This window comes from Bradyrhizobium sp. BLXBL-03, assembly GCF_051853015.1.
GTDB lineage: Bacteria > Pseudomonadota > Alphaproteobacteria > Rhizobiales > Xanthobacteraceae > Bradyrhizobium > Bradyrhizobium manausense.
The window spans coordinates 550,611-564,115 of record NZ_CP182470.1; the positions used below are offsets into that span (position 1 = coordinate 550,611).

Consider the following 13,505-nt stretch of genomic DNA (forward strand, 5'->3'; position numbering starts at 1 on the left):
TTCTTGACCCTTTCCTTATCCAGAGAGGGTGGCAGGGAACGGCATGCTCCGGTTCATCTTTACCCGGTTGAGTCTTGTGGTTCCGACCTTCATCGGGATCACGTTGCTTGTCTTCGTGCTGATCCGCCTGATTCCCGGCGATCCCATCGAGACGATGGCGGGCGAACGCGGCATCGATGCTCTCAGGCACGAGCAATTGCGCAAGGAGTACGGCTTCGATCAGCCCGTGCTGGTGCAGTATGGCCTCTACCTGTCGCGGCTGGTGCATGGCGACTTCGGCCGCTCGATCGTCACCCATGAGCCGGTGATTTCCGAATTTGGCACGTTGTTCCCGGCGACCATCGAGCTATCGTTCTGCGCGATCCTGTTTGCGCTGTGCCTGGGATTGCCGGCCGGCATCATCGCCGCGGTTCGCCGCAACTCGATCTTCGATCATGGCGTGATGGGCGTCTCGCTGACCGGATATTCGATGCCGATCTTCTGGTGGGGATTGCTGCTGATCCTGCTCTTTTCGGTGCAGCTTGGATGGACTCCGGTGTCGGGCCGGATCGCGGTGCAATACTTCATCGAACCGGTGACCGGCTTCCTGCTGATCGATGCGCTGCTGGCCGGTGATTTCGGCGCGTTTCGCTCGGCGCTGTCGCATCTGGTGCTGCCCATGATCGTGCTCGGCACGGTGCCGCTCGCCGTCATCGCCCGCATGACGCGGTCCGCCATGCTGGAGGTTTTGGGCGAGGATTACATCCGTACCGCCTGCGCCAAGGGCTTGCCGTATTTCCGGGTGATCGCAATCCATGCTTTGCGCAATGCGCTGATCCCGGTGGTGACGGTGATCGGGCTTCAGGTCGGCGTGCTCTTTACCGGTGCGATCCTCACCGAGACCATCTTCTCCTGGCCGGGCGTGGGCAAATGGCTGATCGAGGGCATCAACCGCCGCGACTATCCGGTGCTGCAGGGCGGCACGCTTCTGATCGGCGCGATCATCATGATCGTCAATCTCCTGGTTGACGTCGCCTACGGACTGATCAACCCCCGCATCCGGTACACGCGATGAGCGCCGAAGTCCTCAAAACTCCCATCGTGTCGCAACCGGCCGCGCCGCCGCATCCGCTGTCGCAGTTCTGGTCCGACTTCAAGGCCAATTTCGGCGCCGTGGCAGGCCTCGTCGTGATCGTGGTTCTGATACTGCTCGCGCTCTTTGCCGATGTCGTTGCGCCGCATTCCCCGATCGTGACCAACAATGCGGTCTTTCTCAAGCCCCCGTTCTGGCAGCAGGGCGGATCGACCGCCTATCCGCTCGGCACCGACGCGATCGGCCGCGATATTCTGTCCCGTCTCATCTATGGCGCGCGGCTGTCGCTTCTGATCGGCATCGCGGTGGTCACCCTGTCGGTGGTGACAGGCACGGTCCTCGGTCTGGTCGCCGGTTTCTTCCGCGGCGTGATCGAGATCGTGATCATGCGGCTCATGGACATCACGTTGACGCTGCCGAGCCTTTTGCTTGCGATCGTGATCGTCGCGATCCTGGGGCCAGGCCTGATGAATGCCATGCTGGCGGTCGCGATCGTGCTGCTGCCGCACTATGTGCGGATCGCCCGCGCCGCCGTGATCAGCGAGGTCTCGAAGGATTACGTCGTCGCGGCCAAGGTCGCAGGCGCCGGCCGGCTCCGCTTGATGTTCAAGGAAGTGCTGCCGAATTGCACGGCGCCCCTCATCGTGCAGGCCACGCTCGGCATTTCGACGGCAATCCTGGACGCGGCCGCGCTCGGCTTTCTCGGTCTCGGTGCGCAACCGCCTTTGCCGGAATGGGGAACCATGCTGGCCGACGCGCGCGAATTCGTGCTCCGGGCCTGGTGGGTCGTCACGCTTCCGGGCCTGGCGATTCTCGTGACCGTGCTGGCCTTCAACCTTCTGGGCGACGGATTGCGCGATGCGCTCGATCCGAAGCTCAAGCGATAGCACAGTGAAGTAGAGCCGATGCCGCTGCTCGAGATCAAGAATCTGTCGGTCGAGTTTCCATCCCAGCACGGGATGGTGCGCGCCGTTGATGGCGTCGACATCATGCTCGAAAGGGGCGAGGTGCTGGGGATTGTCGGCGAATCCGGCTCCGGCAAGAGCGTCGGCATGCTGGCCTTGATGGGGCTCGTGCCCTATCCGGGGCGCGTCCGGCCCGACAAGCTGCAGTTCGAGGGACGGGATCTGCAGACCTTGTCCGAGCGCGAGCGGCGCGCGCTCACCGGCAAGGACGTCGCGATGATCTTCCAGGAGCCGACGACATCGCTCAATCCCTCCTTCACGATCGGCTATCAGCTGGCCGAAACGTTGCACGTCCATGAAGGCATGGATCGCAAGGCCGCGCGGCGCCGCGTGATCGAGCTTTTGGAGCAGGTCGGCATTCCCGCGCCGGAGAGCCGGCTGTCGGCCTATCCGCACCAGCTCTCGGGCGGCATGAACCAGCGCGTCATGATCGCGATGGCGATCGCCTGCAATCCAAAGCTCCTGATCGCCGATGAGCCGACGACGGCGCTCGATGTCACCATCCAGGCGCAGATCCTCGATCTTCTCTTGTCCCTGCAACGCGATCGTGGCATGGCGCTGATCCTCATCACGCACAACATGGGCGTGGTCTCTGATACCACCGAGCGCGTCGCCGTGATGTATGCGGGCCAGATCATGGAGCAGCGCCCGACGCAGAGCCTGTTTGCCTCGCCGCAGCATCCCTACACGGCCGCGCTGCTGGCGGCACGCCCGGAGGCAAGCGATGGCGGACGGCTCGCCACCATTCCTGGCGTGGTGCCGGGACTGAGCGATCGGCCGCCGGGATGCCTGTTTGGTCCTCGTTGCATCTATGCGACGCCGCTGGCCGACAAGGTGCGTCCCGATCTGCGCCCCTGGATGGACGGCCTGATCCGTTGTCACTATCCGCTCGGCGATCCGACGCGGGATGAGCGCATCGCGGCCGATGGCGGCAGCGCGCCGATCCCTGAGCGCGAGACCACGTCATGACGGCGCTCGTCACCGCCACCGATCTCAAGCGCAGTTACGAGGTCAAGCAGGGCTGGCTTCGTCCGCCCGCGCATCTGCAGGCCGTGGGCGGCGTGTCGTTCGCGCTCGATGCCGGCAAGACGCTGGCGGTGGTCGGCGAATCCGGCTGCGGCAAGTCGACGCTCGCGAGGCTTGTGACCCTGATCGAGAAGCCGAGCACCGGCACGCTGATGCTCGACGGCGTCGATGCGGTCGATCCTCCAGCCGGCGCTGCCAAAACATTGCGCCGCACTGTCCAGATCGTGTTTCAAAACCCCTACGGGTCGCTCAACCCGCGCAAGCGCGTCGGCGCCATCCTTGAAGAGCCGCTGATCATCAACACCACGCTTTCGAAGCAGGAGCGGCGGGCGCAGGCGCTCGACATGATGGCGAAGGTCGGGCTGCGGCCGGAGCAATATGGCCGCTATCCACACATGTTCTCGGGTGGCCAGCGTCAGCGCATCGCCATCGCGCGCGCCTTGATGTTGCGGCCAAAACTGCTCGTTGCCGACGAGCCGGTCTCGGCGCTCGACATGTCGGTGCAGGCGCAGGTTCTCAACCTCCTGGCCGATCTGCAGCGCGACCTGGGGCTGGCTTACCTCTTCATCTCGCACGATCTTGGCGTGGTCCGTCACATCGCCGACGACGTGATGATCATGTATCTGGGGATCGCGGTGGAGCATGGGCCGAAAGAGCGCATCTTTGCGCGGCCGCTGCATCCCTATACCCAGGCCTTGCTTGACGCGACGCCGGGCCTTGGCCGCAAACGCCAGCGGATCGTTCCGAAGGGCGAGCTGCCGTCGCCGCTCGATCCGCCAAAAGGCTGCGTGTTCTCGACCCGCTGTCCCTATGTCACGGATCTTTGCCGCACGCAGCGTCCGCTCCTGCGCCCGCTCGACGGCCGCCTCGTCGCCTGCCACTACGCCGAGCGTTTCCTGGACCCACAGGCGGCTTAGACGGTGACCGGTAGCGAGAACCGTAGGTAGGCACTTGCCGGACAGAGCGTCAGTCAATCCCCGTTCCCACGCCACGGCTCTGCCCTGAATTCGTCATTCGGGCGTGTCCCGGCGCGCAGCGCCTTCGCCGATGATGGAGAACGGTCCCCAGAACGCCGGATAGGCATTCTCCGGGTTCGCCGTATCGCCAAGATAGGCCAGCATGGCGCGGCGCAGGGCCTCGGCACGGCCGATACCAGGGTCTGACTTGATGGCGTCGAAGGTCGCGGTCGTGAGCCGGGTCGCGGCATCGGAAGCGACCGCCCAGTGCGAAACCAGCAGGGCGCGTGCGCCGGCATAAAAGAAGGCGCGCGCCAGCCCCGACAGGGCCTCGGCGCCGGGCCTGTCACCCGCCACGGTGTTGCAGGCCGACAGCACCACCCAATCTGCATTCAGCTTGAGCTGGGCCACCTCGCTCGCGGTCAGGAGTCCGTCATCGAAATCACTCGCACGTTGCGGAATGCTCAGCGCCAGCGACGGTTCGGCCACGCCCTTGATGTCGCCGGCAACGAGACCGTGGGTCGCGAAATAGACAATTCGATAGTCGGCGAGAGGCAGCCGTTTCACGTTGGCCTCGCTCGCGTCGGCTTCAAGATGAAGGTCGCTCGCGGCCGCACCGACCTTCTGGGCAATCGCGCGAAGCTCGGTGGCGGTCTCTGGCAGGGGCGGCAGTGCCTTGCCGAGTATGGCGCGATCGACGCCCGCGCCTTCCCAATAGTCGGTGTAGGCGCGCGTGCGTGCCGCTGTCCGCTGCGCAGCCGGTAGGCCGCCAGCGGGGGCGGCGGGCGCACCGCGCGCGTCCGGCATGCCGAACACCGGATCGCCGAAGCCGATCATCGGCTGCGCCGCCGGCCGCTGGCGCGCATAGGCGCGCAATGCCTTGAGGCTCGCGACTGACGGCAGGACGCTGACGGCTTGCCGCTTGATCAGCCAGGCGGCGTCGCGATAGCCCGCAACGTCGGTAGGGTTCGGTGCGGCCGGCTGCTGCGTCAGCAGCAGATGAAACGGCAGGGCAGTGAGCGCACCGGTCGGTACCACCAGCAAATGGCGCTTGTCCCTGATCAGGGCGTCGACGGGGTCGAGCAGGGCGACGTAGAGGTCGCGCGCGAGGCCGAGGTCGAACATTCCCGGCGCGCCGGCGCTGCGCGCCGCCACCCATTCGCCGACATCGAGGCCGCGGCGGAATGCCTTGACCTTGTTGGCCAGGGCGTCAGCACCGAGCGCGATGTCGTGCCAGGCGAAGCCGTCGCGCGTCACCGCAAAGACGCGGCTCTCCTTGTCATCAGGCAGAAAGAAGACCAGCGCTTCGTCGCTGCCGAGCAGGTTCTGGACTGCGCTCACCTCCAGCGGCTGCGGCCTTGTGAGCGCGGTAAACTCCGGAAACTCCCGCGCCAGCCTTCTGTCGCTGGCGGTGAGCCGTGCCTCGGCCTCGCCGCTCGCGCGGCGCAATGCATCGATCGCCTTGCGGTCGCGATCGCCCTCGGGCTTCGACAAGGCCTCGACGAGCTTGCGGTCAGTCTCGCGCCACGAGCCGGCGAGGTCCTGGTTCTCGCGCACCAGGGCGGAAAGTGCGCCGGCGCCGGAGGCGAAGCGCGCAGCGAATTGCTGCACGGCAACCGCCGCGGACGACTGGTCGGCCCACTGGGCGATCTCGAAGGCTTCGCGGGCGAGCGTCGGTTCGGGCGCGAGCTGTTGACGCGCCGCAAGGGCAAGATTGGCGACGTGGCGGCGAAAGAACAGTGCGCGCTGCGCGACGAGGCCTCCGGATCGCTGCTTCTGCCGGGCGCTATCGGCCTCTCGGGCGGCATGGGCCAGCACCGCGGCGGTGGCTTTGCGTGAATAGGCGAGGGCGTTGGCGCCATCGCCGGCCTCGGCATACTCGCGTGCAAGATTGTGCAGGGCATTGGCGGTGTCGGGGTGGTTCGCGCCGAGGCTCTTCTCGTAAATCGCCAGCGCGCGCGCGGTGAGTTCCTCGGCATCGGCGTACTTGCCGCGCGCCTCGAATTCGAGAGCGAGATTGTTGAGGATGTGCGCGACGTCGGGATGCTCCTGACCCAGCGCCCGCTCCTGGATCGCCAGCGCCCGCCGGTACAGTGCCTCCGCCTCGTCGCTGCGGTTCTCGCCGCCGTACAGCACGGCCAGATTGTCGAGGGTGTCGGCAAGATCGGGGTGGTTCGGCCCCAGCATCTTTTCCTTGATCGCCAGCGCCCGCTTGTAGAGCGCTTCGGCCTCGTCCGTGTGGCCCTGGTCCTCGGCAGTCGAGGCAAGGTTGTGCAGGATGTTGGCCACGATCGGATGGACCGGGCCGGTGGCCTTCTCCTGGATCGCCAGCGCTCGCCGGAACAGGCCTTCGGCGTCGCCATAGCGCGCCTGGTCTTGATAGAGAAGGCCGAGGTTGACAAGCGCGGCTGCGACTTGGGTGTGGTTCGGGTCGAGGGCTTTTTCCGTGATCGCCAGCGCGCGCTTCAACATCGGCTCCGCTTCTGCAAAGCGCCCCTGTCCTTTGTACACGACGGACAGGTTGTTCAACGTCGCGGCGAGATCCGGATGTTCAGGTCCGAGGGCCTGCTCGCGGATCGCCAAGGCACGCTTGAACAGCCCCTCGGCCTCGTCGTAACGCGCTTCGTAGAGGTACACGGCGGCCATGTCGTCGAGTGCCGTCGCGACCAGCGGATGATTTGGCCCGAGCGCCTTCTCCAGGATCGCGGCAGCGCGCTTGTAGGCCGCCTCGGCGTCGGCATAACGGCCCTGGTTCTGGTAGGTCACGGCCACCTTGATCAGAATCAGGGCATAGTTCGGGTGCTCGGTCCCGAATCGGGCCTTTACGGCCGTCTCGAGCTTTTGCCATTCGACCAGTGCGTCGTCATATTTGCCCGCGGCCAGCAGCGTATTGAAGCGCTTCTGCACCGTTTCGATATCGGCGCGCTGTGCCGCCGCCGGCGCCACCGCAAGCGCCGCGACAATTGCGAACGCGGCCGCCAGCGCTGCGGCTTTCCGTCGCCATTCGAGGATCATCTCACGCCCCCTGATCCGCACCGCGATTGCATCGAGGTTGTGCCGTGCCCGAACGAACAAGGCAGGTCGATGACGCGCTTTGCTTCGTTCAGGTCCAAGAACGTTGGTGTTCTGTCAGCGCCTAACGGTTCGACGCGCCGCGCGCAAAGATGACCGCGCCGACGTTTTGAGCACGCGGCGGGTTCGGAACGTCGGTTTGTGAGAGTACGCTTCCTGGTATGCTCTACCGCTGCTCGGTGGCGATGCGCAAACCCAGAGCAATCAGGACCGCTCCGGTCGCGCCCTCCACAAGGCGACGCACGGTGGGGCGTTGAAGTGTACTCCGCACCTTGTGAACGGCTGCGGCATAAAATGCGAGCCAGAGGAAGGTCATGACTGCAAAGACAATTCCAAGAGCGAGCAGTGTCGCAAAGGTCGAACCGCCCATCGGTGCAAACTGGGGAAGCAGGCTGGTGAAGAAAACGGCCATCTTGGGATTGCCGAGATCGCTGATGAGGCCCTGCCTGAAGGCCATCCAGGGGCTCACGCGGCCATGCGGGTGGTTTTCCTCCGCCATCCCCGAACCTTGCTCCGGCGGCCAAACGGCTTCGGACAACGCGACGATACCGAGATAGATAAGATAAGCGGCCCCCAAATACTTGATCGTGAGAAACAGTGGCGCCGAGGCCACCAGGAGAGCAGCAAGGCCGACGCTGGTCGCCAGCGCCCAGACTGTCTGTCCAACTGCTATGCCAGCCGCCGTGCAAATCCCGCCAGTCCGCCCGGCCAAAAGGGTGCTGCGGATTGTCGTCGCCGTATCGGGCCCCGGCGTGACGATGACGATGATCGACGTCCCGATGAATGCAAGAAAAGTTAGCATGCTCTGCTACTCCGCCACATTGCCGGCGATTATACACACTGCCGAGGTCTTTGGCTCGGCTCGGCGCACCCGATGACGATCATGAGGGTGGATGTGCTCGCCGGCTATACGTTGTGGCAGGCGAGTGCTCTGTCGTCCACGGACCGAAGTTCGGGAACGTCGACCAGGCAGCGATCGCTGGCTAGCGGACAACGTGGCGCGTAGGCGCAGCCGCTTGGCCGCTTGAAGAGGCTTGGCGGCTCGCCCGTTTCGATGGCACCGAGAATTCGCCTGGATGGGTCCGGCTTCGGAATCGCCGCCACCAGCGATCGCGTATAGGGATGGCGCGGATCGTCCAGAACTGTCCGCGTTGCGGCCTGTTCCACGATCCGGCCCATATACATCACGGCAACACGATTGCTGATTTGCCCGATGACGCCGAGGTCGTGGGAGATGAACAGCATAGACAGTCCGAGCTGCTCCCGCAGGTCCATCATCAGGTTGAGCACCTGGGCCTGCACCGACACGTCGAGGGCCGAGACCGGCTCGTCGGCAATCACGATGGACGGCGAGGGGAGAATTGTTCGCGCGATGCCGGCGCGTTGTCGCTGTCCGCCACTGAGTTCGTACGGATAGCGAGCGGCGAAGGACGGATCCAGGCCCACCGCCGTCAGCGCGGCGGCGATCGCGGCGCTGCGCCCGGCGCGACTGGTGAAGAAGCCGTTGATATCGCCAGCCTCCGCGACCGAGTCTCCGATCGCGCGCCGCGGGTTGAGCGATGCATAGGGATCCTGGAACACCATCCGGATGTTCAGGCGCATGTCGCGAAGGCCGGCGCCCGTCACGTCCCTTCCCTTGAAGCTGATGCTGCCGCTGTCGGGCCGGACCAGCCCGACGATGGACCGGCCCACCGTGGTCTTGCCGCAGCCTGACTCGCCGACGATTCCGAGCACCTCGCCCTCCGCCAGCGACAGCGACACGCCATCCACCGCTCGCACCTGATATTTTCGGCCGGCGCGCCTGACCTTGAAGGAGACCTTCAGGTCGTTGATGTCGAGGACAGCGTTTCCGTTCATCGCGGTCCCCCATCGTCCAAGGGGAAAGCGCAGAGCACTTCATGGCCTCGCGAAACTTCGGCGCGCGGTGGATCCGCCGTGCGGCAGGGCTCGCGCACCGCCGGGCATCGTGAGGCAAAGACGCAGCCGGCACCAACTGTGCCGGGTGCCGGCGGCTGGCCCGCGATGGTTGGCAGGCGGCGCGCGCCGAAATTCCGCGACGGCATGCAGTCCATCAGTCCGCGCGTGTAATGATGGCGCGGTCTGCCGAACAACGCCGCGACATCAGCGGTCTCCACGATCCGACCCGCATACATGACCGAAACGCGATCCGCGAGCTGCGCGATCACCCCCATGTCGTGGGTGATGAACAACATCGCCATGTCCAGGCGGTTGCAGAGCTCGCGCAGCAGGCCGAGAACCTGCACCTGGATGGTGACATCCAGGGCCGTGGTCGGTTCATCGGCAATCAGAACCTGGGGCCTGCAGGCCAGCGCGATCGCGATCATGATCCGCTGGCGCTGGCCGCCGGACAATTGATGCGGATACGCGGACAGCTGCATTGCGGGATCGGGCATGCGCACCAGCTCGAGCAGCTCGCGTGCCCGGGCGGTCGCCGGAGCGCCGGACACGCGATCATGCACGCGCACGGCTTCGGCAATCTGATCGCCGATCCGACGAACCGGGTTCAGCGAGGTCATAGGCTCCTGAAAGATCATGGCCATCCGGCCGTGGCCCGCTTCGACGCGCTGCCAGGGTTGCAGCTGTGTCACGTCGCTGCGCTCCAACAGGACGCGGCCGGCGCGGATCCGCGGGCCGGGCTGCGGCAGCAATCCCATCACCGCGAGCGAGGTCATGCTCTTGCCGCAGCCGGATTCGCCGACGAGGCCGAGGATTTCGCCCTTGGCAAGTTCGAAGGACACATCGGCGACGATATCGACCGGTGCAGTCGCCGGCCCCAATGACACAGTAAGGTCGCGAACGGACAGCACGATCTAGCCCTTCTCGCCAAGGAGCTGACGGAACCGGGGATCGAGGCGATCGCGCAGGGCATCGCCGACCAGGTTGAGCGAAAACGCAGTCGCCACGATCATCATGCCCGGAAAGAACAGCAGCCACGGCGCGCGGGTGATGAAGGTGCGTGATTCCGCCAGCATGTTGCCCCAGCTCGGAATCTCCGGCGGCGCGCCGAGGCCGAGGAAATCCAGCGATGCCGCGCCAAGCTGCGCGAATGCGAAGACGAAGCTGGCCTGCACAAGAAGCGGTGAGACCAGGTTCGGCAAGATATGCTTGCCGATGAGCCAAGCCGTTCCGGCGCCCATGCTGCGGGAAGCCTCGACATAGGTCTCCGTGCGCAAGCGCAGCGTCAGGCCGTAAACGATCCGCGTCGTCGTGGTCATGTAGCCGAGCCCGATCGCCAGAATGGCGTTCACCACGCTCGGACCGAGGACGACGATCAGCCCAAGTGCGAGCAGCAGGCTCGGAAACGCCATGAGCACATCGACCATGCGCATCAGCACATGGCCGAGCCGGGGGAACAGGGCGGACAGCACGCCGATCGGCACGCCTGTCACAAGCGCGAACATGACCACGCCTGAACCGATCAGCAGTGCCATGCGCGCTGACTGGATGGCGCGGGACAAGGTGTCTCGGCCGAATTGGTCGGTGCCGAACCAATGAAGCGCGTTTGGAGGTGTCAGGCGGATCGACGGATCGATGGCGTAGGGATCGTAAGGTGCGAGCCAGGGCGCGAAGGTCGCGGCGAGCACGGTCGCGAGCAGGATGCCGAGCCCCATCAGTGCGATCGGTCGCGCGATGAACGGCTTCAGCCAGAAGATCGCGCCGTCACGGCTCATTGCAGTTCGACCCTGGGGTCGAGCAGGCGATAGCTCAGATCGACGATCAGGTTGACCAGGAGATACACGACGACGATGACCAGAATGACGCCCTGGATCACCGGATAGTCCCGGCGGAGGATCGACTGAACGACGAGGCGGCCGATACCCGGCAGGGCAAACACCGTTTCCGTCACCACGGCTTCGGACAGCAGCGCCGCGAAAGTGAAGCCGAATGCCGAGACCACCGCCAGGAGCGCGTTGCGCAGAATGTGCCGGGTCACGACCTGCCAGGGGCGGATGCCCTTTGCACGCGCCGTGCGCACGTAATCCTCGCGGGAGACGTCGAGCATGCTGGCGCGGGTCAGCCGCAGAATCAACGCGGCATTCGGCGCCGCAAGCGCGAGACTCGGCAGGACGAGATAGCGGAGATTGACGATGCCGCCTTCGAAGATCGACGGATAACCGGAGCTCGGAAACCAGCCAAGCCACGCGGCAAAGATCAGGATCAAATACAGCCCGACCCAGAACGTGGGAATCGAGGCCATCAGCATCGCGGCGCCTGATAGTCCCTGGTCGAGCCAGGTGCCGTGCCGGACCGCCGCGATCATGCCGATCGGCACGCCGATCAGCGTAACCCAGATCATCGTCATGGTGGCGAGCAAGGCGCTGGTCTCGGCACCATCGGCAATGACCGACAACACCGGCGCCTGGAAGAAGATCGACCGCCCGAGATTGCCCTCGGTCACGTGGCCGATCCAGGTCAGATATTGCAGGACGATCGGCTGGTCGAGGCCGAGCTGGTGTCGGAGGGCGTCGATCTGATCGGGCGTCGCGGTGTCACCGAGCAGAACGTAGATGGGATCGCCCGGGACGATATGGATGAAGGCAAAGATGATGACGGACGCCGCCAGAAGCGTCACCGCCGTCGTTGCCGCGCGCTTGAGTGAGTAAGACCACATGCGATCGTGCGGCCGATCAGCGGCGGCGATGCGCGCTGGCGGCGCTGGACATTCCCGGTGGTCTCATTGCCCGTCCTTACTTCGTGGACACATTCCAGAATGCGGGACCATTCGGGTTCAGTCCCTTCAGCTTGGGAGACGCGATGTCATAGGTGTAGGCATCGCCTACTTTCATCACCGGAACCTGGTCGTAGATCAGCGCTTGGATCTTGTCCCATGTCGCCTTGCGTGCGGCCGGATCGGTCGATCTGATCAGCTCGGTCCGCAGCGAGCTGATCTCGGGGCTGTCCCACCATCCGGGATAGCTCGCATTCAGGAAGGTGAAGAGCAGCGGATCGGGCGAGAAGGAATGGTGGGTGACAAAGATGTCCCACTGTTCCGGCTGGCCTCGCATCTTCAGAAGCGTCGCCCAATCGACGACCATCATCTGAACATTGATGCCGGCGTCTGCCAATTGGCGCGTGAAGACGGAGGCTTCATCATAGTGCGCCTGATAGTTGGTCGAGACCAGCAGGCGGATCGGAGTGCCCGTGTAGTCCGCCTCCTTGGCGAGCTCCTTGGCCTTCTTGGGATCGTGGAGGCTGTAGCCGGACACGCCTTCTGCCGAGTACCAGGGCGTGCCCTTGGGAAAGATCGACCCTTCGGCATTCCACAGCTCCTTGGAGCCGAAGGCGACGCGCAGGGCCTGCGACTTGTCCAGCGCGGTCTGGATGGCGCGGCGGAGCTTGTAATTGTCCTTCAGGATTCCCTGCTTCGAATTCATGAAGAAAAGGCCGAAGATCGGCGCGTTGGTACGCTGCACCTGAACCGACGGGTCCTTGCTCAGGGATTCGTACAGGTCGCCGGAGATCATTTCCGCGTAATCGTAGTCGCCGGCCTGCACGCCGCTGACGCGGGTGCCGACATCAGGGACCGGAATGAACCGGATCTTGTCGAAATTGGCGACGCGGGCGCCGGCGAAGCCGTCGCCCTTTTCCTTCACCGGCTTGTAGCCATCGAATTTCTCCACCTCGACATAGCGGTTCGGCCGCCACTCCACGAACTTGTAAGGACCGGTGCCGATATAGTCCTTCTGCTCGATTGGCTTGTTGCCTGCGTTGGCGGCGATCTCTTCCGGATAGATCGCAAGGCCACCATTGACGTCCGCAATGAGAGTCTTCCAGGCGCCGTTGGGCGCCGATAGCTTCAGCGTGACCTCATACTTTCCCGTCGCCTCGACTGAGACGGCTGCGGCCATCAGGAGCTTGCCGCGCGCGCCGACACTGCCCCACCGCGTCATCGAAGCGACCACATCCTTGGCAGTCATTTCCTTGCCGTTGTGGAAAGGGACGCCCTCGCGGAGCTTGATGACGATGGTCTTGCCGCCGTCTTCCTCGCGATCACTCTCGGCCAGCAGCGGGCGTGGCGTATAGGTCGAGTCCAGCGCATATAATGTTTCGAAGATGTGACGGCCGATGACGGAGGCGACGTCGGCTGTCGTCAGCATGACATCGAGTGGCGGCGGTTCGCCGATGGTGGCTTCGCGAAGCAGGGTGGCCGCGCTGGCCTGCGCATTCAGAAACAATGCGGTGGCGATCCCAACCGCGCCGCGCATCAATACACTGAGGTCGCATCTCATGATCGCCCCTCCCAGCCTGTTTCCGCCGCCTGCCTCGACGTGCGGGGGATGCGCCCTTTCGGATTGGATCGGGCGGCCCGTTATCGTTTGTTTGAAAGTTACAGGCAGATTATGCTAAGTTTCAAGCGAAAAATTGCCAGGAATTGCTCACCCGCCACTAGCT

General features: G+C 64.5%; 11 protein-coding genes. 4 read left to right on the forward strand and 7 right to left on the reverse strand.

Features of this window, described 5'->3' with window-relative positions:
* Positions 1-43: 43 nt before the first annotated feature.
* From ACNJX9_RS02595 to ACNJX9_RS02610, 4 genes are read left to right on the forward strand one after another with little or no spacing between them, the layout of a single operon-like run.
* Positions 44-1,054 carry an ABC transporter permease subunit gene (locus ACNJX9_RS02595; RefSeq protein ID WP_439407709.1) on the forward strand — a complete coding sequence of 337 codons (1,011 nt, stop codon included), beginning with the start codon at positions 44-46 and terminating at the stop codon, positions 1,052-1,054.
* On the forward strand, positions 1,051-1,959 hold the full coding sequence (locus tag ACNJX9_RS02600) for an ABC transporter permease subunit (protein ID WP_439407710.1): 909 nt from the start codon (positions 1,051-1,053) through the stop codon (positions 1,957-1,959). Before ACNJX9_RS02595 ends, ACNJX9_RS02600 begins: the two co-directional genes overlap by 4 nt.
* A gap of 18 nt (positions 1,960-1,977) precedes the next feature.
* Positions 1,978-3,006, forward strand: a complete 1,029-nt coding sequence (locus ACNJX9_RS02605; RefSeq protein ID WP_439407711.1) for an ABC transporter ATP-binding protein — start codon at positions 1,978-1,980, stop codon at positions 3,004-3,006.
* The gene (locus ACNJX9_RS02610) at positions 3,003-3,980 is read left to right on the forward strand and encodes a peptide ABC transporter ATP-binding protein (RefSeq protein WP_439407712.1); all 978 of its coding nucleotides are present in this window, start codon (positions 3,003-3,005) and stop codon (positions 3,978-3,980) included. The genes ACNJX9_RS02605 and ACNJX9_RS02610 overlap by 4 nt, the downstream gene beginning before the upstream one ends.
* Positions 3,981-4,073: 93 nt before the next feature.
* On the opposite strand, the gene ACNJX9_RS02615 is transcribed toward ACNJX9_RS02610, so the two are convergent.
* The 7 genes from ACNJX9_RS02615 to ACNJX9_RS02645 all read right to left on the reverse strand — a co-directional run bounded on the left by ACNJX9_RS02615 (position 4,074) and on the right by ACNJX9_RS02645 (position 13,342).
* The gene (locus ACNJX9_RS02615) at positions 4,074-7,034 is read right to left on the reverse strand and encodes a tetratricopeptide repeat protein (RefSeq protein ID WP_439407713.1); all 2,961 of its coding nucleotides are present in this window, start codon (positions 7,032-7,034) and stop codon (positions 4,074-4,076) included.
* 223 nt (positions 7,035-7,257) lie between these two features.
* Positions 7,258-7,893: a LysE family translocator gene (locus tag ACNJX9_RS02620; protein ID WP_439407714.1), complete on the reverse strand. Its 636-nt coding sequence runs from the start codon at positions 7,891-7,893 to the stop codon at positions 7,258-7,260.
* 104 nt (positions 7,894-7,997) lie between these two features.
* Positions 7,998-8,948: an ABC transporter ATP-binding protein gene (locus tag ACNJX9_RS02625; protein ID WP_439407715.1), complete on the reverse strand. Its 951-nt coding sequence runs from the start codon at positions 8,946-8,948 to the stop codon at positions 7,998-8,000.
* Positions 8,945-9,919 carry an ABC transporter ATP-binding protein gene (locus tag ACNJX9_RS02630; protein ID WP_439407716.1) on the reverse strand — a complete coding sequence of 325 codons (975 nt, stop codon included), beginning with the start codon at positions 9,917-9,919 and terminating at the stop codon, positions 8,945-8,947. The genes ACNJX9_RS02625 and ACNJX9_RS02630 overlap by 4 nt, the downstream gene beginning before the upstream one ends.
* A 3-nt stretch (positions 9,920-9,922) precedes the next feature.
* Entirely contained in the window at positions 9,923-10,783 is an 861-nt protein-coding gene (locus ACNJX9_RS02635) for an ABC transporter permease (RefSeq protein WP_057748175.1), read from the reverse strand.
* Positions 10,780-11,724, reverse strand: a complete 945-nt coding sequence (locus ACNJX9_RS02640; RefSeq protein ID WP_057748172.1) for an ABC transporter permease — start codon at positions 11,722-11,724, stop codon at positions 10,780-10,782. The genes ACNJX9_RS02635 and ACNJX9_RS02640 overlap by 4 nt, the downstream gene beginning before the upstream one ends.
* A gap of 76 nt (positions 11,725-11,800) precedes the next feature.
* A complete protein-coding gene (locus tag ACNJX9_RS02645; RefSeq protein ID WP_439407717.1) occupies positions 11,801-13,342 on the reverse strand; it encodes an ABC transporter substrate-binding protein in 1,542 nt (513 codons plus the stop codon).
* Positions 13,343-13,505: the final 163 nt, after the last annotated feature.

Excerpts from the sequence above, each read along its gene's own strand:
- ACNJX9_RS02625 (WP_439407715.1), bottom strand. The coding sequence starts at position 8,948 with ATGAACGGAAACGCTGTCCTCGACATCAACGACCTGAAGGTCTCCTTC.
- ACNJX9_RS02615 (WP_439407713.1), bottom strand. The coding sequence starts at position 7,034 with ATGATCCTCGAATGGCGACGGAAAGCCGCAGCGCTGGCGGCCGCGTTC.
- ACNJX9_RS02645 (WP_439407717.1), bottom strand. The coding sequence starts at position 13,342 with ATGAGATGCGACCTCAGTGTATTGATGCGCGGCGCGGTTGGGATCGCC.
- ACNJX9_RS02595 (WP_439407709.1), top strand. The coding sequence starts at position 44 with ATGCTCCGGTTCATCTTTACCCGGTTGAGTCTTGTGGTTCCGACCTTC.
- ACNJX9_RS02620 (WP_439407714.1), bottom strand. The coding sequence starts at position 7,893 with ATGCTAACTTTTCTTGCATTCATCGGGACGTCGATCATCGTCATCGTC.
- ACNJX9_RS02600 (WP_439407710.1), top strand. The coding sequence starts at position 1,051 with ATGAGCGCCGAAGTCCTCAAAACTCCCATCGTGTCGCAACCGGCCGCG.
- ACNJX9_RS02635 (WP_057748175.1), bottom strand. The coding sequence starts at position 10,783 with ATGAGCCGTGACGGCGCGATCTTCTGGCTGAAGCCGTTCATCGCGCGA.
- ACNJX9_RS02605 (WP_439407711.1), top strand. The coding sequence starts at position 1,978 with ATGCCGCTGCTCGAGATCAAGAATCTGTCGGTCGAGTTTCCATCCCAG.
- ACNJX9_RS02610 (WP_439407712.1), top strand. The coding sequence starts at position 3,003 with ATGACGGCGCTCGTCACCGCCACCGATCTCAAGCGCAGTTACGAGGTC.
- ACNJX9_RS02640 (WP_057748172.1), bottom strand. The coding sequence starts at position 11,724 with ATGTGGTCTTACTCACTCAAGCGCGCGGCAACGACGGCGGTGACGCTT.